Raw genomic sequence first — 24,597 nt, forward strand, 5'->3', positions numbered from 1 at the left:
CAGGCGCGCGTCAGCGGCCGTCGAACCGGCCGAGCACGACGCGCACAGCGGACTCGTCGAGCCACCAGAACCGGATGCTGTCGACCGCGCCCATCTGCGGCGGTCGCAGCTCCGGGTCGACGTCGGCGCGTGAGAGCGACAGCCGCAGCGACCCGTAGCGGCGCGCGTCGTCGTTGCCGCAGCGGCTGCGCACGTCGCCGTCGCGCTCGATCGCGATGCACGAGAGGGCAGCCCCGTCTTCGACGCCGGCGCCGACCCAGAGGTTCCAGCCGAATCGACTTCCGAGCGGCGCCGTCCACAGCACCTCGCCGGCGGTCGCGAACGGCGGAGCGGGAATCGACGACGGGAGCCCGCGCAGCGACCCGACGACACCGGTCGTCGGGATCTGCATGAGCGTCTCGCCCTGCGGCGTGTAGTCGAGTGCCGCAGGATGCGACGGGCCGACGCTATGCGGCGTGACCGGTGAGCGCTGATCCCTCGGTGCGAGCGCGAGGACGGCGGCCGAGACGGCGAGGGCGGCTGCCGCCGACCACACGACGACCATGACCAGCAGCCGCGTCTTGGGCCCGAGGCGGTGCGCGGCGGCAGGGGCGTGATCGTCGCGCGGGTCGAGAAGCTCGTCGGGGTCGATCCCGTGCTCGCGCGCGTGTTCGTCGAGCAGCAGGAGCTCGAGCGAGTCGAGGCGCGCAGACGCCGCGGCGTCTTCGGCGATCCCGGCCCCCAGGCCGTACGCCCGTCGTCTCAGCTCGTCGAGCTCACGGTGCTGCGCGGCATCCATCCCTCTCACCCCGCACGGCGGCGCGTCATCGCGTCGCCACCTCAACGGTAGCCCTGCGGGTGCGCGAGCGGGAGTGGGGATGCGTCCGCGTCAGTGCTTGCTGCCGGTGACGAGCAGCACCCCGCCGAGCCCGATCATCATGCCCCCGCCGACGGCCGACAGGGTGGCGATGCGCTTCGGCGAGCGGCCGAACCACGTGCGGGCGGCGGCCGCGGCGAGAGCCCATGCTCCGTCCGAGATCAGCGCGATAACGAAGAACACCAGGCCGAGCTCGATCATCTGCAGCGGCACGGCGCCGGCGTCGAGGTCGACGAACTGCGGCAGCACCGCCACGAAGAAGGCGATCGTCTTGGGGTTCGTCACGCCCACGGTGAAGCCTTCGGCCAGCTGACGCCGGTGCGAGCGAGGCGCGACCGAGGCGGATGCGGTGGCGGCGCGGTGACGGTGGCGGATCGCCTGCACGCCCAGGAACATCAGGTAGCCGGCTCCCGCGATCCTCACGATCGCGAACAGCACGACGGACTGCGCGACCACGCCGCCCACCCCGAGCGCGACGAGCAGGATGATCGGCAGCAGACCGAGCGCGTTGCCGAGCACGCTGAGGAGCCCGCCGGTGCGGCCGAGCGCCAGCGCGCGACCGATCGTGAACAGCACGCTCGGCCCCGGGATCACGATCAGCACGAGGGCGGCGAGCGTGAACGCGAGGAGATTCTCGGGAGGGACCACGGCACGACGATAGTCGCTGCGACGCGGCATCCGTCGCCGTCGTCAGTTCACGATGAAGTACGCGACGGTGACCAGGGCGATTCCCGCGCCCGCGAGCACCATCGCCCAGCGGATCGCGCGGTACTTGCGCTGCACCACCGCCGACAGCACGAGCAGCTGCTGGTAGGTGCGCTCGGGCGGCAGCAGGCCTCGCTCGGTCAGGGCGTCAGCCACGGCCTGCGGCGAGCCGAGATCCTTGACCTGCCCCCAGTACGTGATCGACCCCGGCGTCGAGCGGCTGAGCCGTGGCCACACCGCGAGCGCCGCGGAGACGACCGACGCTCCCGCGGCGAGGGCCCCGATGATCCACAGCGCGGCCCCGACGGGGTGCAGCGACTGCGGCGACCAGTCTCCGCCGATCAGGGCGCTCAGCACGATGCTGAATGCGATGCCGAGGCTGCCGATGAGCAGCGACGCCTTCTGGTCGGCACGGTCGATCTCGGCGGCCGCCTCCTCGAGCATCTTCTCGGCGAGTTCGTGCACCGGCCGGGGCTCCGCGGCGGGCGGTACCACGGCCGGTACGGCGCCCGACAGTTCGGAGGCGGGTCGCCCGGCGGCGCCGATGGGGGAGGATGCCTCGGGCATGTGCGCTCCAGTGCGTAGGCGCGGCGGTCGCGGCGCGGATGAGCGCCAGGATGCCATGAAACGACCGCCCGGCGCGAGAGTGCGCGCCCGGGCGCTGTCCAGCCACGCGCAGTACCCTCGGAGTCATGACTTCTCAGCCGCCCGTGCGCGCCACCAAACCACGCCAGGTGCGTCCGGCGACCGAGGGATGGTCGCAGAAGAAGGACGAGGAGGGGCGGCCGCTTCTGCAGTTCGCCTCGCCGAAGCGCGGCAAGCCGCCCGTGCACCTCGCCGACCTCACCCCCGAACAGCGCGTCGAGCGCGTGAAGGAGCTCGGGATGCCGGGCTTCCGCGCCAAGCAGCTCGAGAAGCACTACTTCCAGCACTGGACGCACCACGCCGCCGACATGACCGACCTGCCGGCCGCGGGCCGCGACGAGTTCGTGCACGGCATGCTCCCCCCGCTGCTCACGGAGGTGCGCCGCCTCGAGACCGACCGCGGCGACACGATCAAGTTCCTGTGGAAGCTCCACGACGGCGCGCTCGTCGAGTCGGTGCTCATGCGCTACCCCGGCCGCATCACGCTGTGCGTGTCGAGCCAGGCCGGCTGCGGCATGAACTGCCCGTTCTGCGCCACCGGCCAGGCGGGGCTCACCCGCAACATGTCGGCTGCCGAGATCATCGAGCAGATCGTGCGCGCGAACCGCCTCATCGCCGACGGCGGCCTCGGCGACCCGCGCAAGGTCGGCCACGAGGGCGAGCGCGTCACGAACATCGTCTTCATGGGCATGGGCGAGCCCCTTGCCAACTACGCGCGTGTGATGCAGGCGGTGCGGGTCATGACCGACAAGCAGCACGGCATCGGCATGAGCGCCCGCGGCATCACCGTCTCGACCGTCGGCCTCGTCCCCGCGATCACCAAGCTCGCGAACGAGGACATCCCGGTGACGTTCGCGCTGTCGCTCCACGCGCCCGACGACAAGCTGCGCGACGAGCTCATCCCGGTGAACTCGCGCTGGAAGGTCGATGAGGCGCTCGACGCCGCACGCGCCTACTTCGACAAGACCGGCCGCCGTGTCTCGATCGAGTACGCGCTCATCAAAGACATGAACGACCACGCGTGGCGCGCCGACCTCCTCGCGAAGAAGCTCAACGACCGCGGTCGCGGGTGGGTGCACGTGAACCCCATCCCGCTGAACCCGACTCCCGGGTCGATCTGGACCTCGTCCGACGTCGACGTGCAGGACGAGTTCGTGCGCCGGCTCAACGACGCCGGCATCCCCACGACCCTGCGCGACACACGCGGCAAGGAGATCGACGGCGCCTGCGGACAGCTCGTCGCCACCGAGGACGACCAGGCGGTGGCGGACGCCACTCCGCTCGAGGAGTGACGCCCGCTCCGGCTACTTGATGCCGAACGTGAAGGTGAACGAGTCGCCGTCGGCGAGGTTCACCCGATAGGTGTACTTCACGCCGCTCTTCAGGGTCGCCGACCCGATCGCGCCCGCCCACAGGCCCGTGTTCGACACGTACACCGGCTTGATCGTGGGCAGGAGCAGCGGCAGCTCGTTAACCGCGGCCTTCGCCAGCGCCGTCTGCGACTCGAGGGTCACGCTCGTCACCGCGCCGCGCGTGGTGACGAGTCGCCCGAGGTCGTCGCAGAGGCGGAAGATCACCGGCACCGCCGAGATCCGTGCGAACACGCTCGACCCGTCTGCGTTGACCGGCTGCAGCACCTGGTTCGAGCCGAGCCGGCACGCCGGCGACGGCGCGACCACCTGGTAGCCCGCCGTGGCGGTGGCCGTGTTGCCGGCGGCATCCGTCGCCTCGCAGGTCACCGACCGGGTGCCGGCCGTCGCGGTGGCGGGTGCGCTGCACGACTGCGAGGCGATACCCGACACGGTGTCGGATGCCATCGCGACCGCGGTGGCCGTGCCGCCGACGACCACCGGGTTCGGCGACACGATCGGCGACAGCGACGGTGCCGTCTTGTCGAGCTTCACCTCGATCGACGCCGTGGCCGTGCGCCCCAGGTCGTCGGTGACGGTGCGCTCGACGATCGTGCTCGCGGTGTCGGTGGCGATCGTCACCGGCTCGGGGCACTCGACCCCGACGCCGGTACACAGGAACGACACGGCGACGTCGGCCCGCGCCCAGGTGCCGGCCGCATACGGGGCGCCGTCCGAGACGGCGGTCAGGGCGATGGTCGGCAGGGCCACGTCCTCGCCGACGGAGATCGCCGCGACGCCGGCGTGGCCGTCGGTGCGCCCGTCGTTCGGGATCGCCTCCACCGAGACGACGTCGCCGGGCTGGGCGATCCCGTCCAGCGCGAACGACGATGCCGTCGCGCCCTCCTGGACTACGCCGTTGACGAGCCAGCGGTACCGCAGCGACACGGTGTCGCCGGTGTCGGGGTCGGTGCCCGTCGCCGAGGCCTGCAGGGTGCTCGACGGGGTGACCGCCTCGGGCGTGAGTGTCACGGATGCCGACGGAGCGGCGTTCGCGGGCGCCACGGTCAGCTCGAACGAGGCGGGGTCGCTGCACGCGCCGCCCGTGCACGCCGTGATCGACACCGTGTAGGCGCCGGTGCTGTCGGCGATGAGGTCGAGCACTGCGCGGGTCACCCCGTCGGCGCCGGTCGTCACGTGCACCGGGCCGTCGCGGACGACGCCTCCCTCGGCGTCGCGCAGCGCGTACGTCGCGCTGACCGCATCGCCGGGGGCGACGCCCTCGACGGCGATGGTGCGCTGGACCCGGTCGCCGACGACGGCTTCGACGGTGGTGCCGGCGTCGCCGAGGCTCGGGGCGACTACCGCGGCGGCGGTGGTCAGCCGGCCGCGGTCGCTGTCGGTGGTGACGTTGCCCGCGGCATCCACGAGCTGCAGGATCCAGCGGTAGGGTCCGGTGATCCCGGCGGGCAGCGTCGCCAGCCACCGACCGTTCGACAGGCTCATCTCCACCGTGCTCCACGGCTGCTCGCCGCCCGCTTCCGCCTCCGGCTGCACGAGGAGCACCACGCGGGTGACTGACCCGCCGCCCGGGTCGTACGCGGTGATCACCGGGCTCTCGCCCATCTGGCGGTAGGTGATGACCGGTGCCGTCTGGTCGGGGCTGCCCGCGTCGCCGTAGAGCACCTGCACGTCCATCGAGGTGAAGGTCTCGATGGTGCCTCTGCCGTTCACAGCCGCCTGCACGCTCGCCGGCGTCGTCACCAGGAGCGACACCGGTCCGGCAGGCGTCTGCTGATTCGCGATCGACGCGAACACCGACGGGAACGCCACGCCCTGGGTGGTCACCCCCGCCGTCTCGACGCCGATCCCGGCGTCGACGATCAGCGGCACGACCTCACCGCTCACGGTCGACGTGAGCCCCGTGATGAGCGCGCCGCGGGCGACCTTGTCTCCCACCTTCGTCGGCACCTGGGTCGTGACCTTCGGCAGTGCGGGCTGACCCGCCACCGCGACCGGCTGCTCGTCTCCCACCGTCAGGTACACCGGTTCGGTGGCGGCGTCGGGGTCGCCCTCGGCAGGGCCGTGGCGGAAGAACGACGGGGTGAGGGTGAGCGAGGCGCTCGCGAGGCCCTCGGCCGGATCCACCACGGCCAGGTCAGCGGGGATCTCGGGGATCGGCACGCTCTTCGCGGCATCGTCGTCGTTCACGAACCCGTACATCGGCACGCCGTAGTACACCGTCTGCATGACGACCTTCTCGTCGTACCCCGAGTACTGACCGGCCTGGCCGATGTAGGACTGCTTGGCGTACATGAGTGCCTCGCCGGCCGACACCTGGCCCGACTCGGTGGTGACGCCGATCCAGTCCGCATACGTGGCGAGCAGCCGCTCGCTGAGTGCGGTGGTGACGCTGTTGGCGAGGCCGAACCCGGTGTTGCCGACGAACCCGGCGGACTGGCCGAACACGTCGGCCCAGTCGTCGACGTCGCCGTAGTACGACGTCGGCAGGTTGTTGCCGGCGTGACAGCCGATCATGAACACCAGAGACCCGGCGAGGGCGGATGCCTCAGGGGCGAGGTCGCCGGCGGTGATCAGGTCGTCCGATCCGGAGGCGCCGTGCTCGGCGCCGTCGAGACCGGGGAGGAGGTTCGTCTCGTCGGCGTGGGTGTTCAGCGACACGATCTTCGGGGCGTCGCCCTCGGCCGGGAACAGGCGCGACGTCGCGTCATCGCCGCTCCACGGCTGCTCGAGCGGCGACGGATCGCCCGTCAGCCGCCACGACAGGTTGGCCGTCACCGCGTCGGGCAGCTCCGCCCACGCACCGTATCCCGCGGTGAGGGAGGTGTCGGCGGTGAGGAGGCCGCCCGCGGTCGCGCGGTAGCGGTCGAGCTGGGCGGCGATCTGCGCGGGGGTGTCGACCAGGCGCCCGAGTGCGACGGTCGGCACGTACAGGTAGCCGCCGAGCGACTGGTACGCGTCGGCGAGGCCGTACGGGTCGTCGGTGAGGATGTAATCCGATGCGGCCGCGGCCGACAGCGGCGTCGCGCACGGGTCGACCTCGCCGGCCGCGACGTCGGCGGGGCAGTCCGCGTCGCCCCGTCGCAGGTCGGCGGCGTGGCCGCTCTCGTTGAACTGCTCGGTGTGCTGGGCCACCGGCGCGAAGGGGATCACATCGTCGCCGCCGAGCACGACGATGCTGCGGATGTCTGCTCCGGCATCGGCGATCACCCCGGCGACGTAGCTGTTGATCGCGGCGGAGAGCGCGCGCCGGTCCGACATCGAGCACGGGTTGTCGTCGAGCTGTGCCCGGGCGGCCTGCACGGCGGGGTCGGCGTCGACCGAGACGATCGCCCCGTCGACGCCGATGTCGTCGAGCCCGCTCCAGGCATCGACGGCGCGGACGGCGAGGTCGACCTCCTCGGTCGCTTCGACGCCGTACAGCTCGCGCATGCGGGTGACGTCGGTGAGGTACAGGGTGTCGGTCGCGGCGGTGATGCCGGTCACATCGTCGACGACCTGGTCGGGCCAGGTGCCGTCGTCGGTGAAGGCGGGCGAGTACGGGGCGCACGTCTGCTCGGGCGGCTCGTCCTCGTACGAGACCCGCAGCGAGTACAGCTGCCGACCCGCTTCGCCGTTCCCGCTGGTCACGCGCACCAGCCAGGTCTCCGAGCTGTCGGCGGTCGTCGAGCCGGCCTCGACGGTGGCGGTGCCGTCGCCGCCGACCGATGCCTGGTCGACGAGCACGTGCCCGGCGGTGCCTGCGGCGGTGTCTGCGCCCGACTCGGCGGGTGCGCCGGCATCCCGGGCATTCTGCTCCGCCACGGCGGTTCCGGGGGCGTCGCCGGCGGAGGCGACGCCGAGCGGGGTGCCGGTCGGGGTGGGCTTGAACAGGGCGAGCGCGATCTGCCCGTCCGACGCGTTGGTCGAGACCTTCAGGCGTTCGCCTTCGGCCGGCGGCATGACCACGAACCAGTCCTCGTCCAAGGCGGCGGACGGGTAGCGCTCCCCCGGTCTTCGTCGAAGAGGATGCGCTCGGGCGTGATCCATTCGTAGTAGACGCTGCCGGGACGCAGCACCACGCCCCAGCCGGTGTCGCTCGAGGTCACCCACTGGCCTTCGGGCGTGCGGTTGTTCATCTCGACGTCGAGGTACTCGGGGTCGTCGGCCGCGGGGATGGACAGCCCGTCGTCGCTCGCCGACAGATCACCGCTGGTGAGGGAGCCCGACGCGTCCCATTCCCCGGGGCGCCGCACCTCGGTGAAGCGGACGGTGAACTCGCGCACGGTTCCGCCGGCGGTGTCGGCGAGGGGGAAGGCCACGGTGGAGCCGTCTTCGAGCTTCGCCCCGGTGTAGGTCTCGTCGGCGCTGACGGCGAAGCCTGGGCCCGAGCCGCCGCTCATGATCGACTTCGCCCGCGCAGCGCCCGGGAGCTCGACGGTGGCGGTGGGGTCGTCGAACACCGTCGGTTCGCCGGGGCCGGGGTCGAAGGTGAACTGGTATTGCACGAAGGCGCCGCAGCGATCGGTGCCGTCGCACCACGACGGCTCCGCCTGCTCGGTCACCGCGCTCGCCGGCAGCACGGCCGGATCGATCTGCTCCCACGGGTAGTCGGCGCTCTCGAGCATCGAGAACAGGATCGACCCGAAGGTCACCTCGTCGGGTGCTCCGGCCGCGAGGTGGGAGACCGTCGCAGTCGACACGATGGCGTCGGCGTTCTCCGCCATCGTGCCGGTCACGGTGGCGGCCGCCGCGGCGCCGAAGATCGCGGTGCGGGCTTCAGCGGTGAGGCGCGCCACGTCGAGGTCGCCCAGCGGAGTGTCGTCGAACTGCAGCCCGGGCTCGGTGTCCGACGCCGGCGTCAGCGGGATGGCGTCGAACAGGGTGTCCTCGATCGGGAGCGAGTTCGCCGGAACCGCCTCGATGCCGGTGCGGTCGACGGCGAGCCCCGCCGCATCCAGTTCCGCGAGCACGACGTCCTCGTCGAGGGTCACGGCCATGCCCTGGGCGTCGGCGAGGTCCTGCCAACGCGCCAGGGGGGTCTCGTCCTCGTCGCCGGGGATGTCCACCGCAGCCAGGCGTGCGCCGCCCAGCATCAGCGACGCGAGCGAGAGCGCGTCGATCCCGGAGTCGTCGAGACCGACGTCGCTGAGGGTGAGGGTCTGGATGCGCTCGGCCGCGGCGAGTTCCGCGGCGGTCCCGGTCTCGTTCGCCACCGTCTCGTTCGCCCACTTCAGCACTTCGGCCAGCAGCACGCTCTGTTCGAGGGCGTCAGCGAACGGGGTGCCGGCGAGCAGCTCGGTCCACCCTCCCGGGATGTCGAGCCGGTAGATGGGCAGGCGATAGATGGGCAGCCGGTAGATCGGCAGGCGGTAGATGGGCGCGTCTGCGACGTCGAGCCGATAGATCGGCGAGTCGCCGATCATCAGTCGGTAGATCGGGAGCCGGTAGATCGGCAGGCGGTAGATCGGGAGTCGATAGATGGGCAGCCGGTAGATCGGCGCGTTCGCGAGTGCCGCGCCGTAGTCGGTCACCGCGGACGCGGGGATGTCGGAGACGTCGGCGCGCGTGATGAACCCGACCGTAGAGAGCGTGCCCATCGTCTGGGAGACGTGGAGCCCGTCGTGGGAGTGCGTGTCGATCGCGAGCACCGACGAGGAGGCGCCGCTGAGGTCGGTCGGCCCGGACAGCGCGATCGTGCGGCCGCTGGCCGAGAGCGAGGGAGAGGTCCCGTCGCCGGCGGCATTGGGCACGGCGGTGAGGAAGGTCGGATCGCATTTCGGGGCGGTGTTCTTCTGCTCGGCGTCGTACCAGTTGATACGCGAGAACCGCACTGACGGCTCTGTCAGCGGTGCCGACTCGGCCGCGGGCGGCTGGGTGGTGGTGAATGCGACGGTCGAGGCGTCTGCCGACAGCACGACCTCCTGCACCGCGCCGGCGGCGATGTTGACGAAGGCCGCGCCCGCCGTCGCGGAGTACACCTGGTCGAACGGGTCGAGCGTGCCGACGACCGCGACCGGCGCGTCGACGTAGATCGGCGTGCCCGAGAAGATGTCGTTGCGGTCGAAGCACCGGTCGCTGATCGCGGCGAACTCGTTCCCCGTGGCGTCGAGGTCGGCGTCGTGGGCACCGAGCATCAGCGTGTTGAAGCGGTGCTGCTCGCGGGTCGGCACGCGGAACACGTTCGGCGCGTCGACAAGGGTGTCGCTCTGCAGAGTGTCGACGGATGCGGTGACGGCGATGTACTCGCCATTGCCGCTGATGGCGGGTTCGCTCGTGCCGCCGGGGACGCTCGCGCTGGGGAACACGCGGGTGATCGTGGGTGTCGTGTGGCGCCCGTCACCGGACGGGGCGAGGTCGGCGACGAAGACGTCGGGGGCGTCGTTGGTGTCGGGCGCCCAGTTCCCGAGCGTCGAGCTCAGGTTGATCGCGTCGGACGTGAATACGACGTACCGCCCGTCGTCGCTCATGTCGGGGTCCCACGAGTCGCCGTCGGGTTCGACGCCGGTGTCGATGCGCACCGTCGTCTCGTTCACGAGGTCGCGGACGTAGATCGCGGAGCGGCCCTCGGTCGCGCCACCCGGCACGAGGTTCGTCGCCTCGCTCACGAAGGCGACGTAGCGGCCGTCCGCGCTCGCGGCGGGGTCTGAGCTCAGGTTGTCGGCCGGCTCGTCGGGCAGCGAGGAGTCGGGCCGCGAGACGAGCACGGCGGGGCCCGAGAACGGGTCGTCCGACCCCTCGATGGCAGTCGACAGGAAGACGTTCGGCGTCTCCACCGCGGTGCCGGGGGCGAGGTCGGAGGCGAGGGATACGAACGCGACCTTCTGGCCGTCGGGGGTGAGATAGGGGCTCGTGGATGCCGCCTCGTCGGTGCGCGAGACGAGGTAGGTCTCGGCCTCGTCCGGGAGCGGTGGGATGTCGGCGGTGGCTGCGGTGACCGGGATGACGGCCAACCCCGCGCCGACGAGCACCGCCGAGGCGAGGATCGCGATCGTCGAGCGAGGGGCGCTGCGCTGCGCTGCGGTCATGGTGTCGTCTCCGATTCGGGTGCCGGGGTGCTTCCACGTGCCAGAAGAGTGTCGGCGTCGGCGATGCCGAGCCGCTCGAGGATGGTGCGGGCTTCCGCCCGCGGCTTCGCGCCGTCGTCGACGTGTGCGGCGGCGAGGGCGACGAGCCCCAGGGCGCGTTCGTACGGTTCGGTGCCGGCGGCGTCGACCGCCGCGAGCGCGAAGCGGTCGGCCGAGGCGGGGTCGCCGTCGCGCAGCGCCAGCAGCGACCGCGCGCGCAGCACCGTGCCGCTGTCGTCGGCGACCGCGAGCCGGTCGCGCGCCTCGCCGTCGCGCCCGGCGAGGAGCAGCGCGAGTGCGTGGCGGCCGCGGGCATCACGCGCCTCGTCCGCCTCACCGAGGGCGTCGAAGCGCTCGGCTGCCGTGGCGAACGCCGTGGCAGCGGCGTCGGCGTCGCCGGCGCGCAGGTGCGCCCGCCCGTCGAACCCGGTGACGAAGGCCACCAGATACGGATTGTCCGAGGCCTCGAACACGCGCCGCGCCGCCCGCAGCAGCGTCCGCGCCTCGTCGAGCCTGCCCTGGTCGATGAGGATCTCCGCCGCGTTCGCCGCTTCGATCGCGGCCCCGACCACATCGCCGCCGCGCTCGGCGGCATCCCGCGCCTGTCCGTACAGGTCGGCGGCCTCCGACCAGTCGCCGCGGTAGTACGCCCGCGCGCCGAGCATGTTCAGCACCTTCGAGGTCGACAGCTCGTCGCCGATCCGCGCGTACAGCTCGAGGGTGCGCTGCACGTGCCGCAGCGCTTCGTCGCCGTCGAGTTCCGCCGAGGCGATGTCGTCGTAGCGCAGGGCATCGGCGAGCACGCGGATCTCGTCGTCGGTCGTGGCGTTCTCATCGAGCAGGCCGATGGCCTCGCGGGCGAGCAGCTGGGCGTCGCGCCAGCGCGCCTGGCGCAGACGCACCCCGGCCTCGATGAGCGACAGGCTCGCCAGAAGCCCGCGCCCGTCGTCGCCCGCCGCGGTCGCGGCACGCCGCGCAGTGCGCACCGCCTGCGCCGCGTCGTCGGGGCGACCGAGGATGTTGAGTGCATAGGCGCGCTCCCGGTCGATGCCGCCGCGGACGAGCGGATCCTTGGTGAGCGCCCGGGCATGGTCGAGCGCCTCCATCCCCTCGACGGCGCGGCCCCCGGCCACAGCTGCACGCGCGAGCCCGCGCCAGAGATCCCCGAGCTCCACGGGGATCGGGCGCGCGCGGGTGGCCGCCGAGACCGCGACGCGGTAAGCGGCGACCGCGTCGTCGACGGCGAAGCCCTCCTCCGCGGCGATCGCCGCCGCTCGCGCGCTGCGCCACGCGTGATCCATGTCGCCGGCGGCCTCGTAGTGCATCGCGAGCATGGGCTCGACCGGCCCCGCGGCCAGCTCGGGATCGGCTTCGAGCGCGGCGGCCACAGCGCGGTGCAGTTCGCGGCGGGTCTGGAAGTTCAGCTGCTCGTACGCCACATCGCGATACAGCGGACTGCGGAAGCGCACCGAGTCCTCGAGCAGCTCGAGGAACGACGACACCCCGTCGGTCTCGGCGAGCTCGGCAGGGCCAACCCAGCGCACGAACAGTCCGAGGGGAACGCCCCACCCGAGTACGGCGGAGCGCCGCACCACGGCGCGCTCCTGCTCGGAGAGCGTGTCGATGCGTTCGCCGACCAGCTGCTCGATGCCGAGCATCTCGCTGCCGGAGGCGAACGCCGCGGCCAGTTCGGTGAGGTACAGAGGGTTGCCGTCGGCGCGACGGAGGAGGGGGTCGAGGTCGGCCGGGAGCAGCACGCGCCCAGCCACCGTCTCGATGAGATCGGCCGCATGCTCCTCGTCGAGCCCTGCGAGGGCGAGCGTCTGACCTCGCAGCTCGAGACCGCCTTCCGCCTCGCGGCGTGCGATCACGACCGCGTGCGGGATGTCGCCCGAGAACACGTGCGCGAAGGTCGCCGACGACGCCTCGTCGAGCCACTGGGCGTCGTCGATGATCACCGTCGTAGGCTGCGGCAGCAGGTCCTCCATGAGGCGGCCGAGCACCGCGTGCGCCCGCTCCTGCCGGAACGCGTCGTCGAGGGCGTCGACGGCGTCGGTCATCGGCACGTCTGCACCGACCAGGGGAGCCAGCAGCGGCACCCACATGCTCAGGGCCGGGCGCAGCCGCTCGACGGCCGCCGCGAGCTCCACTCCGGCTCGGCCGGCGTCGGCGTCGGCGGCGATGCCCAGCAGCGGCCGCAGCAGGGTCTGCGATCCGCGGTGCGCGCCGCCGGCGAACCGGTCGCCGGCGAGCCGCACCACAGGCAATCGCGACGCTTCGGCGAGCTCGGACAGCAGCCGCGACTTCCCGACACCGGCGCCGCCGACGATGGTCAGCGCCCCGCCGAAGCCGGTGGCCGCGGCATCCGTCAACCGGATCACGCGCGCCAGGTCGGCATCCCGCCCGATCAGGGGGATGTCGCCGATCGAGCCGTCTGCGCGCCGGCCTGGCTGCGTGACGACGGCCACCGGAATGGTCGCCGTCTTGCCCTTCACGGTGATCTCGGTCTCGTCGTGCGCGTCGAAGACGACTGCCGAGCGCTCCAATGAGGCTCGACTGACCAGCACCGTCCCGGGTTCGGCTCGCGCGGTGAGGCGGGCGGCGAGGTTGGTCGCGTCGCCCATCACGGTGAAGGTCTGCCGGCCGATGGCTCCGACGAAGCCCGAGAACACGCGGCCGCTCGTGGCCCCGGCCCGCACGCTCAGGCCGGTGTCGCTCGTGACGATGCGCTGCAGCGCCGTCAGCAGTCGACCCTCCGGGTCCTCCGTCGCCGTCGGCGAGCCCGCCGTCACGAAGTAGCGGTAGCCGCCGGGCGCGGGGTCGACGTCGAGGAGCGTCGCTCCGGTGTCGGCGAGGGCCGACTCCACGACGGCGGTGAGCGCATCGATCCGTGCGAGGTCGGATGCATCGGGGTGCGGCGAGAGGCCCGACACCTGTGCGAACCCGATCGCCGCCCAGCGGTGGTCGGGATCGGCGCCGAGCAGATCGGGGCGCTGACGGAACGCCCGCGGCAGGAACCGCTCGCCGCCGGTCCCGGCGAGCGAGTGGAGCGCCATGAGGGCGTGCGCCTGCACGGAGCCGCCGCGCAGCAGACGGTGCGCACCCGGCACCGCATCGTCGGGGGCGGTCTGCTTGGGTGGCAGCGCCGCCGCAGTCTCGTCGCTCACGAGGATGCGGCCGGCCGGCGCCGCGTTCTGCAGCTCGAGCACACGGTCGACCGCTGCCCCGGCGAGCACCACGCTGATGCTGTCGGTGCCCGAGAGGATCAGGTCGAACGTGCCGGTGTGCACGCCGACCGACATGCGCAGGCGCGCGCGGGCCGCCGGGAGGTGCACGTCGCCGACCGTCGCCAGCACGCGGTTCATGTTCCACGCCGCGTGCACGGCGTGCTTCGCGTGCTCCTCGCCCCGGAACAGCACGAACAGGGCGTCGCCGGCGAACTTCAGGATGTCGCCGCCGTCGTCGGTGGCGGGCAGCAGCACCGTGAAGATGCGCGACAGGGTCGCGATCAGCTGCTCGGTGCCCTCGCGCCCGGTGGCTGCGAGCTGCTCCGACAGCGTCGTGAAACCCGAGATGTCGATGAGCACCGCGGTGCCGTCCAGGCGCAGGTGCGAACCCGTCAGCCCGCCGTGCTCGAGGAGCAAGCGGGGGACGAGGTCCGACGCCAGTACCCGTGCCGCCACTGATGAGCCCTCGAACTCGCCGCGATGGGCCCCAGTGCCGCGATCGCGATGTCGCTAACTATGGCATCGTGCGGCGCTGCGCACCACGGGGTGATCGCACGGGGTCGCGACCGCGCGCTCCCAGGCGGCAGTAGCGTTGAGGGATGGTCAACCATCGATACCTCGGCAGCAGCGGACTCAAAGTCTCGGAGATCACCTACGGCAACTGGGTGACGCACGCGTCGCAGGTCGGGAACGACGCCGCGATCAAGACGGTGCACCGTGCGCTCGACCTCGGCATCACGAGCTTCGACACCGCCGACGCCTACGCCAACACGGCGGCCGAGTCGGTGCTCGGTGAGGCGCTGCGCGGTCAGCGCCGCGAGTCGCTCGAGATCTTCACCAAGGTCTACTGGCCCACCGGGCCCAAGGGGCCGAACGACACCGGGCTCAGCCGCAAGCACATCTTCGAGTCGATCAACGGGTCGCTCCAGCGTCTGGGCACCGACTACGTCGAGCTGTACCAGGCCCACCGCTACGACTACGAGACGCCCCTCGAGGAGACGATGCAGGCCTTCGCCGACGTCGTGCGGCAGGGCAAGGCGCTGTACATCGGCGTCTCGGAGTGGACGGCCGAGCAGCTGCGCGCCGGCGCCGCGCTCGCCAAGGAGCTGAAGTTCCAGCTGGTGTCCAACCAGCCCCAGTACTCCGCGCTGTGGCGCGTGATCGAGGGCAAGGTCGTGCCGACCTCGCAGGAGCTCGGCATCTCGCAGATCGTCTGGTCGCCGATGGCGCAGGGCGTGCTCACCGGCAAGTACCTGCCCGGCCAGCCCGTACCCGCGGGGTCCCGCGCGACCGATGAGGCCGGCGGCGCCCGCTTCATCCAGGACTTCCTGCGCGATGAGGTGCTGACGGCCGTGCAGAAGCTGAAGCCCATCGCCGAGCAGGCGGGCATCACGGTGCCGCAGCTCGCGATCGCGTGGGTGCTGCACAACCCGAACGTCTCGGCGGCGCTGGTCGGCGCATCCCGCCCGGAGCAGCTCGACGACACCGTGAAGGCCTCGGGCATCGTCCTCGACGACGACACGAAGGCCGCGATCGACGAAGCCCTCGCCCCGGTCGCCGTGACCGACGTCGAGGAGACGTACTCGGTCTCGCCGAAGACCCGCGTGGTCTGACACGTCGATGGCCTCGAGCGCCGGCATCCTGCTCCACCGCTCCACCAGCGATGGACCGGAAGTGCTCATCGCCCACATGGGCGGGCCCTTCTGGGCGAACAAGGATGCCGGCGCCTGGTCGATCCCGAAAGGCGAGTTCGATCCCGCGGTCGAGCAGGCGACGGATGCCGCGCGGCGGGAGTTCCGTGAGGAGCTCGGCCTGGACCCGCCCTGCGGACCGTACCGCGAGCTCGGCACGTTCGCGTACGCGTCGGGCAAGCGGGTGACCGTCTTCGTCGCCGATGGAGCGGGGTTCTCACTCGAGGGCGCCGTGTTCGGGGAGTTCGAGATGGAATGGCCGCCGCGGTCGGGACGGACCGCGTCGTTCCCCGAGGTCGATCGCGCCGAATGGATGCCGGTGGCCGCGGCTCGCGAGAGGCTCGTGAAGGGCCAGCGGCCCGCACTCGACGCCCTCGAGCGACTGCTCTCCTCCGACGACTGACCCCTCGCACTGGGCATTCACCCACCACTCGCTCAGGTGGCGTCCCTACGGTTGTCGGATGTCTTTCTCCGCCCACCGCCCCGGCCGGTTCGGATCCGACGGCCGCATCGAGTTCGAGGGGCCGGATGACGAGACCGAGGAGCTGTACCTCGACGACGTGCGCGCCGCGCAGACGGCCGACGGCCCCGAGGACCCCTATCCGCAGACGCGCGACCTGCTCGACGACGCGATCGCGATGAACCCCACGCAGCCCACCGCCGTGATCACGGAGCAGGTCGGCGAGTGGGGTTCGGTCGCCGAACCCGCCGCGGTCGCCGAGCCTGTCGAGGCGCCTGCACCGGTCGCAGAGCCCGACCCGGTCGCAGAGCCTGTCGAGGCGCCCGCCGCCGCGGCCGCCGCCGAGAAGCCCGCCCGTCGCCGGAGGCCGCCGCGCGAACGCGGTTCGGCGAGTCGGCGTCTCGCCATCCTCGGCGGTGCCGATGGATCGGTGCTCGACGAGGTGCCCACCGAGACCCCGCGCTTCGTGCAGATGTTCTTCGTGCTCGCCGGCACCGCGCTGGTCTCGGCGATCTCGATGATGTTCGCCCTCACGACCGGTGTGCGCGTGGCGCTGGCGCTGGCCATCCCGCTCGCGATCGTGTGGGCGCTCATCATCTTCAACCTCGACCGCTTCCTCACCTCGACGATGCGCTCGACGCGCAACGTCTGGAAGCTCATCGCCCTGGCGATCCCGCGCGTGATCATGGCCGCGATCATCGGCATCGTCGTCGCCGAGCCCCTGGTGCTCCAGGTGTTCCACAACGACATCGCGCGCGAAGTGACCACGACGAACCTCACCCAGGCGCAGGCCGATCAGGATGCCGTGACGAGCGGCCCCGAGAAGCTGGCGCTCGACGCCGCGAGCGAGCGGGTCGCCGCACTCGAGAATCAGGCGGCGAGCGGCGTGGTCGCGGGCGCGGACACCACGTCGGCGACGACGGCGGCGGCGCAGGCGACGGTCGACGACCTCACGACGAAGCTCGCCGACCAGCAGGCGGTCATCGACCAGGCTCGCGCGATCTACCAGTGCGAGCTGACGGGCGAGGGCGCCGATGCGGTCGACGGATGCTCCGGGGTCGCGGGCGAGGGGGCGAGTTCGACGGCCGCCGAGGATCAGCTCGCCGCCGCTCAGACCGCATACGATGCGCTCGCCGCGAAGCTGACGACCGCCCAGGCGGAGCTCGCCGCGGCGCAGTCCGCCGGCACGGCCGCCACGAGCGCCTCGGAGTCGCTCAACAAGCAGCAGGCGGCCGATGAGCTGCCGGCGGCGCGCGAGCAGTACGAAGCGGCGCTCGCCGCGTACAACGCCCGCGCCTCCGATGTGGCTGGAGGCAACGCCGAGGCGGTGGGGCTCCTCAGCCAGATCACCGCGCTCGAGAGCCTGTCGCAGCGCGAGCCGGTGCTCGGGTGGGCGCACGGGCTGATCGCGGCGCTGTTCTTCATGATCGAGCTGCTGCCCGTGCTCGTGAAGGTGCTCACCAGCTACGGCGACCCGACGCTCTACGAGAAGGCCGATGCGCTTCGGCGCCAGGTCGCTCTCGACAAGGTCACGGCGCGCAGCTGGCGCGAGCGCGCGGCGATCGCGCAGGGCGGCGAGGCGTAGTCGATCTGCCGCGCCTCAGCGCTTCTTGACGGGGGCGGCCGAGACGTCGAGCTTCTCGTGCAGGCCGCCCAGCGACGACCAGGCGCTCGCGGTTCCGGATGCCGCGTGCACCGCGCCGCGCACGGCGCGCTCGTCGGCCCACTCGTTCAGCACGTGGCCGCGGTGGCCGCGGACGTGCTCGAGCACCACGTCGGGCAGGCCCGCGGCGCGTCGCGCGTCGCGCGCGGCCATGAGCTTCTCGAGGAGGTCGACGTTCTTCGCCGGGGCTCCGGTCGAGGTCTTCCAGCCGCGGCGGCGGTGGCCGTCCATCCACTTCTCGTACGTGTCGATCGCGTACTTCGAGTCGGCTTGCACGACGAGCTCGGCGACGGCCGGGTGATCCTCGATGGCCTTGAGGAGGCCCATCAGCTCGCCGACGTTGTTCGTACCGACGGGTATGGCGCCGGCTGCCCAGTGACCGTCCTCGCCGACCCACGCCCAGCCGGTCGGTCCGGGGTTGCCCTTGCAGGCGCCGTCGGTGGCCACGGTGTAGCGGGAGGAATCGGTCACCGATCGAGGCTACCCGGGGCGGCGCGGCCTGCGCGCCACTCGTCGGCCAGTTCGGGCATGCGGGCGGCGAGGAAGCGCAGGAAGTCGGCGATCTCGCGGGCGCGCGCGGTCGAGGTCGGGGCATCCGTGTTCTCGTCGGCGATCTGCTCCATCTGCGACGCGAGCGCGGTGTAGAGCGGCGCGTTCGCGGCGATCATGCCCGCCCAGGCGTCGTCGACGAGGTCGTACCGGTCGCGGCGGTCACCGGCGCGGGAGAGGCGCTGGATGAACCGCATCGACACGAGGTACCGCACCGCGCCCGACACGGCGGCGGCGGAGACGCCGAGCCGATCGCCGAGCTCGGCGGCCGTGTAGCCGGCATCGGGCGACCCGACGAGCGCCATCATCACGCGCGCCGGCATCCGCGGCATCCCGGCGGCGGCGAGCATCGCGGCGGCCTGCTCGGCGGCATCGACACCGGGGTGCTCCGTCTCGCTTCCCATCCCCTCGAACCTATCCGCTGCCGGCGAGCTCGCGCCGCCGCATCAGCGCGAGCGACGCAGCCGCGCCGACGCCCACCGCCGCGATCAGCCACCACAGCCCCTGCAGGTCGACCTCGTCGCCCTGCATCACCGGAGCGACCGCGATCGGCGAAAGGTCGGTGACCCAGTCCGGGAAACCGAAGATCGGGCCGAACAGCCCGAGCACCAGTCCGACGACCACGAGCGACCACCCGAGCGCGATGGTGAGCCGGGGCGCGGCGACGAACACCACGGCGGTGACGGCGACGAAGACGGATGCCGCGGCCACCTGTCCGGCGGCGGTCACGAGCACGGTCTGCACGAGCTGCGCGTCGCCCTCCTGCGAGGCGAGGCCGAGCAGCGACCCGGCGGCGCCTGCGGCGATCACGGCGACGAGCCCGGCGAACGCGATCACGAGGTAGCCCGACAGCCAGCGCATCCGATCGACGACGGCGGCGAGCACCGGCTCCGCGGTGCCGTGAGCCTCCTCCTGCCGGGCGCGGCACACGATCTGCACGCCGCAGCAGGCAGCCAGGATGCCGAGCATCGTGTAGAACGTGGTGATCGTCGCCTGCTCGATGTCACCGCCGCCTGAGATCTGGTCGAGGATCTGCTCGATCGACGGGTTGTCGGCGCCGACCTCGGCGACGACGTTCGCGAGGGTCGTCGCAAGGATCCCGGTGAGGAGCCCGCCGACCGCCCAGCCCGCGACGCTCCCGCGCGTGAGGCGCCAGACGAGCCCCGTCGGGCTCGACAGGCTCGCGGGTGCGCTCGTGCGGCCGTGGCGCTCGGCGAGGAAGCTGCCTCCGAGGTCGCGCGCCGCCGTGAGGGCGATCGCCGCACCCGTGAGGATCGCGCCGAGGCTCAGGCACAGGGCGAGCGGCCACCACGTGTTCTCGTCGAACGCGCGGGTGTTCTCACCCCAGCCGAACGGCGACAGCCAGGCGAGCCACGAGCTCTCCATGCGGGTCAGGTCGTCGCTGGGCGTGCCGATGGCGTTGCCGATTCCGCACATCACGAAGGCGACCAGCAGCACCCACACCGACACCGAGTTGGCGCCGCGCGAGGTGCGCACCAGCTGCGCGGCGAACAGGCCGACCCCGAGGAAGGCGACGCCGACCGAGCCTGCCGCGACTCCGATGAGGACCGACCCCTCGGCGTCGCTCCCGGTGAGGAGGAAGGCGCCGGCGGTGAGTGCTGCCAGGAGCGCGTTCGCGAGGAGGCCGTGCAGTGCGGTCGCCACGATCGGCGCGGTGCGACCAGCTGGGGTGGCCGACACCAGTTCGGCCCGCCCGGGCTCCTCCTCGCCGCGCGTGTGCCGCACCGCGAGGAAGGTGCTCATGAACGCGGCGAGCATCGCGAGCCACGGGAAGATCAGGAACGCCATCACCGCGCTCTGCGTGACCCCTGACGGGAGCCCGCGGAAGAGGAGGATGACGGGGTTCGCGAGCGCTGTCGCGATGAGGGCCGACCGCTCCTGCTCGGTGCCGAAGGACTCGGCGACGCCGGTGTACGACAGGTAGGCGAGCGCCGCCGTGCCGAGGATCCACAGGGCGAGCTGCCGCCAGTCGCGGCGGAGGCGCTGGCCGAGGAGCGTGCCGACGGTGCTCATCGCCGGTCGCTCCGCAGGGCCGCACGGCCGTTGCCCTCGAGTTCGGCGATGTCGTCGCCGTAGTGGCGCAGGAACAGCTCCTCGAGCGACGGCGGCGCGATGCGCAGACCCTCGACGCCGCGGCGGCCGAGATCGGGGAGGAGCGCGGCCACCTGGTCGGAGTCGACGGTGAACCGCACGCGGCCCTCTTCGGCGAGCACATCGTGCGCGCCGGGCAGCGACGCCGCTGCCGCGGCATCCGTGCCGGCGAACGACACCTCGGTGCGGGTGAGGTGACGCAGGTCGGCGAGGGTGCCCGACTCGATGATGCGGCCCGCGCGGATGATCGATACCCGATCGCAGAGCTGCTCGACCTCCGACATGATGTGGCTCGACAGCAGCACCGTCGAGCCCGCGTGCCGCACGCGTGCGACCTCGCGACGGAACATCACGTCCATGAGCGGGTCGAGACCGCTCGTGGGCTCGTCGAAGATGTACAGGTCGGCGGGGAGCGCGAACGCCGAGATGAGCGCGACCTTCTGTCGGTTGCCCTTGGAGTACGCACGCCCCTTCTTGCGCGGATCGAACTGGAAGGCCTCCATCAGACGGGCCTTCTCGCGTGTGTACGCGCCGTCGCGCCGCGGCGCGCCGCGCAGGCGCCCCAGCAGGTCGATCGCCTCCCCGCCGGAGAGGTTCGGCCACACGCTGACGTCGCCGGGGATGTACGAGACGCGTTTGTGGATCGCGACCGCGTCACGCCAGGGATGGAGGCCGAAGACGGATGCCTCACCCGAGGTGGCTCGCGCCAGCCCCAGCAGCACGCGGATCGTGGTTGATTTGCCGGCACCGTTCGGACCGAGGAAGCCGTGCACCTGCCCGGCTTCGACGTCGAGATCGAGTCCGTCGAGGGCGTGGACCCGCCCGTAGTGCTTGGTGAGCCCGGCCGTGTGGATGACTGTGGTCATGCGCCGGAGCGTACGCCCGTTTCACGAATTTGTGAATACTGTGCAGCGAACGGTCTCAGTCCGCGTCTCGCTCGAGCACGAAGTAGAACTCGCGCCCCTCGTCGGCGGTGTTCTTGCCGCCCATCACGCCGAGGACGGCGTCGGGGGTGATCCGGGTGAAGCTGTCGACGATCGGCAGCGCGTCGTACACCATCGCCACGGTCAGCACCCCGTCGCGCTCGATGCGCCAGAGGGAGGCGCCGCCGTGCGAGAACGTCTCGTCGGCGACGAGTTCCCCGTCGCCGGTGCGCACGACGATGGGGTCGACCTCCGAGTCGGAGTGGAACCGCTTGCCGTACCAGCCCGAGCGGGCGAGCATCCGCTCCGCGCGATGACCGGTCGTCACCGCCCAGCCGCGCCAGAGCCCGCGCAGTTCCGCGGGCTCGACGGGTGGCAGCGAGCGCCACAGGCGAGCGAGGCCGGCGTCGTCGAGCGTGCGCGCGCGCAGCGTGAAGAGTAGACCGACGGGCTCGCCCGCGTCGGTCGGGCGGTCGGCGACCGGTGCGGATGCCGTGTCGGCGGCGCGGCGGGTGGCTTCGCTCGCAGCCTCCGGCGTGACGAGCACCGCCTTCACGGCGCGACCTGCGCGCGTGTCGTCGACGGCGCGCTCGATCTCGTCGAGCCCGTACGCGGTGACGATCCGCTCGACCGGCAGCAGCCCGGCGTGCCACAGGTCGACAAGCCGGGGGATGTCTCGCTGCACCACGGCGTCGCCCTCGATCACGCCCGTGATCGTGCGGCCCCAGAGAAGGCGCCCCTGGGCGATCGAGACGCGGTTGCTCCCCGGGCGCAGGGCCACCGTGGCGACGGTGCCGCGCGGGGCGAGCGCCGCGAGCGCGGCATCCGTCGTCTCCTGCGTGCCCACCGTGTCGATGACGTGACGCACCGGGCCGCCTGCGGCGATGGCCTCGGCGAGCCCGTCGGGGCCGACCGCGGCCGTGGCGCCGAGGTCGAGGGCGAGGTCGCGGCGGGCAGGCAGCGGATCCGACACGATGATCGACCGGCATCCGCTCGCGCGCGCCGCCATCACAGCCGAGAGGCCGACGGCGCCGGCCCCGATCACGACGAGGTCATCGCCCGCGGTCGGCGACAGCACGTTGAGCACCGTCGCCGCGCCGGTGAGCACACCGCAGCCGAGCGGAGCGGCGACCGTGGCGGGCACGTCGGCAGGGATCGGCACGGTGTTCGACTCGTGGGCGAGCACGCGCGTCGCCCACGACGACTGCCGCATGAAACCGGCGTTCAGCGCCTCGCCGGTCGCCTCGACCGCCATCGCCCCGGTCTCGGGACTGTGGTTGAGAGAGCCGAACAGCTCGCAGTAGGCCGGATGACCGCTGCGGCAGGCGGCGCAGGTGCCGCACGACGCGAAGCTCAGCACCACGCGATCGCCCGGATGCACGCGGGTGACGCCCTCGCCGACGGCTTCGACGATGCCCGCGCCCTCGTGTCCGAACACCGCGGGGAAGGGGTACCCGATGCCGCCGTCGATGGCGACGAGGTCGGTGTGGCAGACGCCGGAGGCGAGGACCCGCACCAGGACCTCGCCCGCCCGCGGGGGCGACACCGAGACGCTCTCGAGTACGGGCGCCCCGCCGCGACCGCGGACGATCGCGGCGACATCCGCTCCCATGTCAGACGGTCGTCGGCTGGCGGTCGGCCGCGCGCAGCCTGACCTTGTCGACCTTGCCGCCGGCGTTGCGGGCGATGGCCTCGACGACGACGAGCGCCTTCGGGTGCTTGTAGCGGGCGAGCTTGTCGCCCAGCCACTCCTGCAGCTGCGCGAGGTCGACCTCTTCGCCCGGGCGGGCGACGACGGCCGCCACCGGGATCTCGCCCCATCGTTCGTCGGCACGGCCGTAGATCGCGACGTCGAGGATCGCCGGGTGGGCGAACAGCACGTTCTCGACCTCGGCGCAGTAGACGTTCTCGCCGCCCGAGATGATCATGTCCTTCTTGCGGTCGACGACCCAGACGAAGCCCTCGTCGTCCTGCCGCACCAGGTCGCCCGAGTGGAACCAGCCGCCCGCGAACGCCTCGGCGGTCTCGACCGGCTTGCGCCAGTAGCCCTGCATCAGGGTCGGCCCGCGGTAGAGGATCTCGCCGACCTCGCCGGGCGCCACGTCGTCGCCGTCCTCGTTCACGACGCGGTACTGGATGGTCGGGATGGGCCTGCCGACCGACCCGATCTTGCGGTGCGAGTCCTCGCCCTTGAGCACGCAGGTGATCGGCGACAGCTCGGTCTGGCCGAACACGGCGACGATGGTGGCCGCCGGGAACGTGTCGGCCATCGTGCGCAGCAGGGTCTCGGAGGCGGGCGCGGCCCCCCAGCTGGCGATGCGGATCTTCAGATCACGGCTCGGGATCGACGGGTCGGCGCAGATCACCTGCCACTGCTGCGGCACGTTGAACACGATGGTCGCGCCCTCGCGCTCCCACGCGTCGAGCAGCTCGGTCGGGTTGAACGCGCCGAGCGGGTGGATGACCGTCGGGATGCCGAGGATGAAGTTCGGCGCGATCGAGCCCATGCCCGCGATGTGGAACAGCGGTGCCGTCAGGAACGCGATGTCGCTCTCGTCGGTGACGTCGTTGGCGCGGATGCACGTGATCGACTGCGAGAACATGTTGATGTGGTCGAGCAGGGCGCCCTTCGGACGGCCGGTCGTGCCCGAGGTGTAGACGATGAGCGCGGGGGTGTCTTCGGGAACGTCAGGGGCCTCGAAGTCCGACGCATCCTCGGCGATCAGCTCGTCGTACGACTCCTGGCCCTCGCCCGCTTCGCCGATGACGATGACAGTCTTGATGCGATCGGTGATCTGCGCGACGGCGCCGACCAGCGGGGCGAGGGGGCCTTCGACCACGATCACGCTCGCGTCGGCGTCGTCGACGATGTACGCGATCTCGGGTGGCGTGAGGCGGAAGTTGATCGGCACGGCCATCGCGCCGATGCGATTGATGCCGAAGATGGCCTCCACCACCTCGGGACGGTTGAGGGTGAGCAGCAGCACCCGATCGCCGGCCGCGACGCCGCGGCGCTGGAGGGCGGCGGCGAAGGCATCCATGTGGGAATCGACCTGGCCCCACGTCCACGACTGGCCGACGAACCGGAACGCCGTGGCGTCGGGCTTCATCGATGCGTGGCCGGCGACCTGGTTCATCCAGTGGTTGCGGCGTGCGGCGCTCGGGATCACGCGCTGCTCAGTGCTCATGCTCGTCTCCAACATCTTCGTCAGGGGTCGCGTCAGTGCGACGACGTGCAATCGAGTATGCCAGTGGCGAGGTGATCTGGGAAGAGTTTTGTTAACGGTGATTCACGTCTGATGTTCATCGGCGATCACCCTCGTCCGCGTCGCCGGGAGTAGGGTGAACGA

The 24,597-nt window shown here is 71.8% G+C and carries 16 protein-coding genes; 4 read left to right on the plus strand and 12 right to left on the minus strand.

Going from position 1 to position 24,597, the window contains the following annotated elements; genetic code table 11:
- Positions 1 to 10: 10 nt before the first annotated feature.
- The 3 genes from JOD63_RS16305 to JOD63_RS16315 all read right to left on the minus strand — a co-directional run bounded on the left by JOD63_RS16305 (position 11) and on the right by JOD63_RS16315 (position 2,128).
- On the minus strand, positions 11 to 778 hold the full coding sequence (locus JOD63_RS16305) for a hypothetical protein (protein WP_045275640.1): 768 nt from the start codon (positions 776 to 778) through the stop codon (positions 11 to 13).
- A gap of 90 nt (positions 779 to 868) precedes the next feature.
- Complete coding sequence (locus JOD63_RS16310) at positions 869 to 1,504, minus strand: LysE family translocator (protein WP_045275641.1); 636 nt, start codon at positions 1,502 to 1,504, stop codon at positions 869 to 871.
- Positions 1,505 to 1,546: 42 nt separating this feature from the next.
- Positions 1,547 to 2,128 (minus strand): Pycsar system effector family protein, encoded by a 582-nt coding sequence (locus JOD63_RS16315; protein ID WP_052682509.1) that lies wholly within the window; start codon positions 2,126 to 2,128, stop codon positions 1,547 to 1,549.
- A gap of 125 nt (positions 2,129 to 2,253) precedes the next feature.
- Here JOD63_RS16315 and rlmN point away from each other — a divergent pair, with 125 nt between their 5' ends.
- Positions 2,254 to 3,498, plus strand: a complete 1,245-nt coding sequence (gene rlmN / locus JOD63_RS16320; protein WP_045275642.1) for a 23S rRNA (adenine(2503)-C(2))-methyltransferase RlmN — start codon at positions 2,254 to 2,256, stop codon at positions 3,496 to 3,498.
- Positions 3,499 to 3,510: 12 nt separating this feature from the next.
- Here rlmN and JOD63_RS16325 read toward each other — a convergent pair whose 3' ends face one another.
- From JOD63_RS16325 to JOD63_RS16335, 3 genes are read right to left on the minus strand one after another with little or no spacing between them, the layout of a single operon-like run.
- Complete coding sequence (locus tag JOD63_RS16325) at positions 3,511 to 7,524, minus strand: C25 family cysteine peptidase (protein ID WP_211088142.1); 4,014 nt, start codon at positions 7,522 to 7,524, stop codon at positions 3,511 to 3,513.
- The gene (locus JOD63_RS16330) at positions 7,491 to 10,583 is read right to left on the minus strand and encodes a TolB family protein (protein ID WP_211088143.1); all 3,093 of its coding nucleotides are present in this window, start codon (positions 10,581 to 10,583) and stop codon (positions 7,491 to 7,493) included. Before JOD63_RS16330 ends, JOD63_RS16325 begins: the two co-directional genes overlap by 34 nt.
- A complete protein-coding gene (locus tag JOD63_RS16335) occupies positions 10,580 to 14,305 on the minus strand; it encodes an adenylate/guanylate cyclase domain-containing protein (RefSeq protein WP_045275644.1) in 3,726 nt (1,241 codons plus the stop codon). The genes JOD63_RS16330 and JOD63_RS16335 overlap by 4 nt, the downstream gene beginning before the upstream one ends.
- Before the next feature lie 143 nt (positions 14,306 to 14,448).
- Here JOD63_RS16335 and JOD63_RS16340 point away from each other — a divergent pair, with 143 nt between their 5' ends.
- The 3 genes from JOD63_RS16340 to JOD63_RS16350 are packed head-to-tail and all read left to right on the plus strand — an operon-like array spanning position 14,449 to position 17,585.
- Entirely contained in the window at positions 14,449 to 15,462 is a 1,014-nt protein-coding gene (locus JOD63_RS16340) for an aldo/keto reductase family protein (RefSeq protein ID WP_045275645.1), read from the plus strand.
- 7 nt (positions 15,463 to 15,469) lie between these two features.
- The gene (locus tag JOD63_RS16345) at positions 15,470 to 15,943 is read left to right on the plus strand and encodes an NUDIX domain-containing protein (protein ID WP_045275646.1); all 474 of its coding nucleotides are present in this window, start codon (positions 15,470 to 15,472) and stop codon (positions 15,941 to 15,943) included.
- A 58-nt stretch (positions 15,944 to 16,001) separates the two neighbouring features.
- Positions 16,002 to 17,585, plus strand: coding sequence for a DUF4407 domain-containing protein (locus tag JOD63_RS16350; RefSeq protein ID WP_045275647.1), 1,584 nt, complete (start codon positions 16,002 to 16,004; stop codon positions 17,583 to 17,585).
- Positions 17,586 to 17,600: 15 nt separating this feature from the next.
- Here JOD63_RS16350 and JOD63_RS16355 read toward each other — a convergent pair whose 3' ends face one another.
- Genes JOD63_RS16355 through fadD5 form a run of 6 tightly spaced genes read right to left on the minus strand, consistent with a single transcriptional unit; the run spans position 17,601 to position 24,435 of the window.
- Entirely contained in the window at positions 17,601 to 18,134 is a 534-nt protein-coding gene (locus JOD63_RS16355; protein ID WP_045275648.1) for a ribonuclease H family protein, read from the minus strand.
- Positions 18,131 to 18,616, minus strand: a complete 486-nt coding sequence (locus JOD63_RS16360; RefSeq protein WP_045275649.1) for a GbsR/MarR family transcriptional regulator — start codon at positions 18,614 to 18,616, stop codon at positions 18,131 to 18,133. Before JOD63_RS16360 ends, JOD63_RS16355 begins: the two co-directional genes overlap by 4 nt.
- 10 nt (positions 18,617 to 18,626) lie before the next feature.
- Complete coding sequence (locus tag JOD63_RS16365; RefSeq protein ID WP_045275650.1) at positions 18,627 to 20,246, minus strand: ABC transporter permease; 1,620 nt, start codon at positions 20,244 to 20,246, stop codon at positions 18,627 to 18,629.
- A complete protein-coding gene (locus tag JOD63_RS16370; protein WP_045275651.1) occupies positions 20,243 to 21,190 on the minus strand; it encodes an ABC transporter ATP-binding protein in 948 nt (315 codons plus the stop codon). Before JOD63_RS16370 ends, JOD63_RS16365 begins: the two co-directional genes overlap by 4 nt.
- Before the next feature lie 55 nt (positions 21,191 to 21,245).
- The gene (locus JOD63_RS16375) at positions 21,246 to 22,859 is read right to left on the minus strand and encodes an alcohol dehydrogenase catalytic domain-containing protein (protein WP_084613511.1); all 1,614 of its coding nucleotides are present in this window, start codon (positions 22,857 to 22,859) and stop codon (positions 21,246 to 21,248) included.
- Between the two features lies 1 nt (position 22,860).
- Positions 22,861 to 24,435, minus strand: a complete 1,575-nt coding sequence (fadD5, locus tag JOD63_RS16380; RefSeq protein WP_045275652.1) for a fatty-acid--CoA ligase FadD5 — start codon at positions 24,433 to 24,435, stop codon at positions 22,861 to 22,863.
- Between the last annotated feature and the right edge of the window lie 162 nt (positions 24,436 to 24,597).

Origin of the sequence: Microbacterium terrae (assembly GCF_017831975.1) — a bacterium.
Taxonomy (GTDB): Bacteria; Actinomycetota; Actinomycetes; order Actinomycetales; family Microbacteriaceae; genus Microbacterium; species Microbacterium terrae.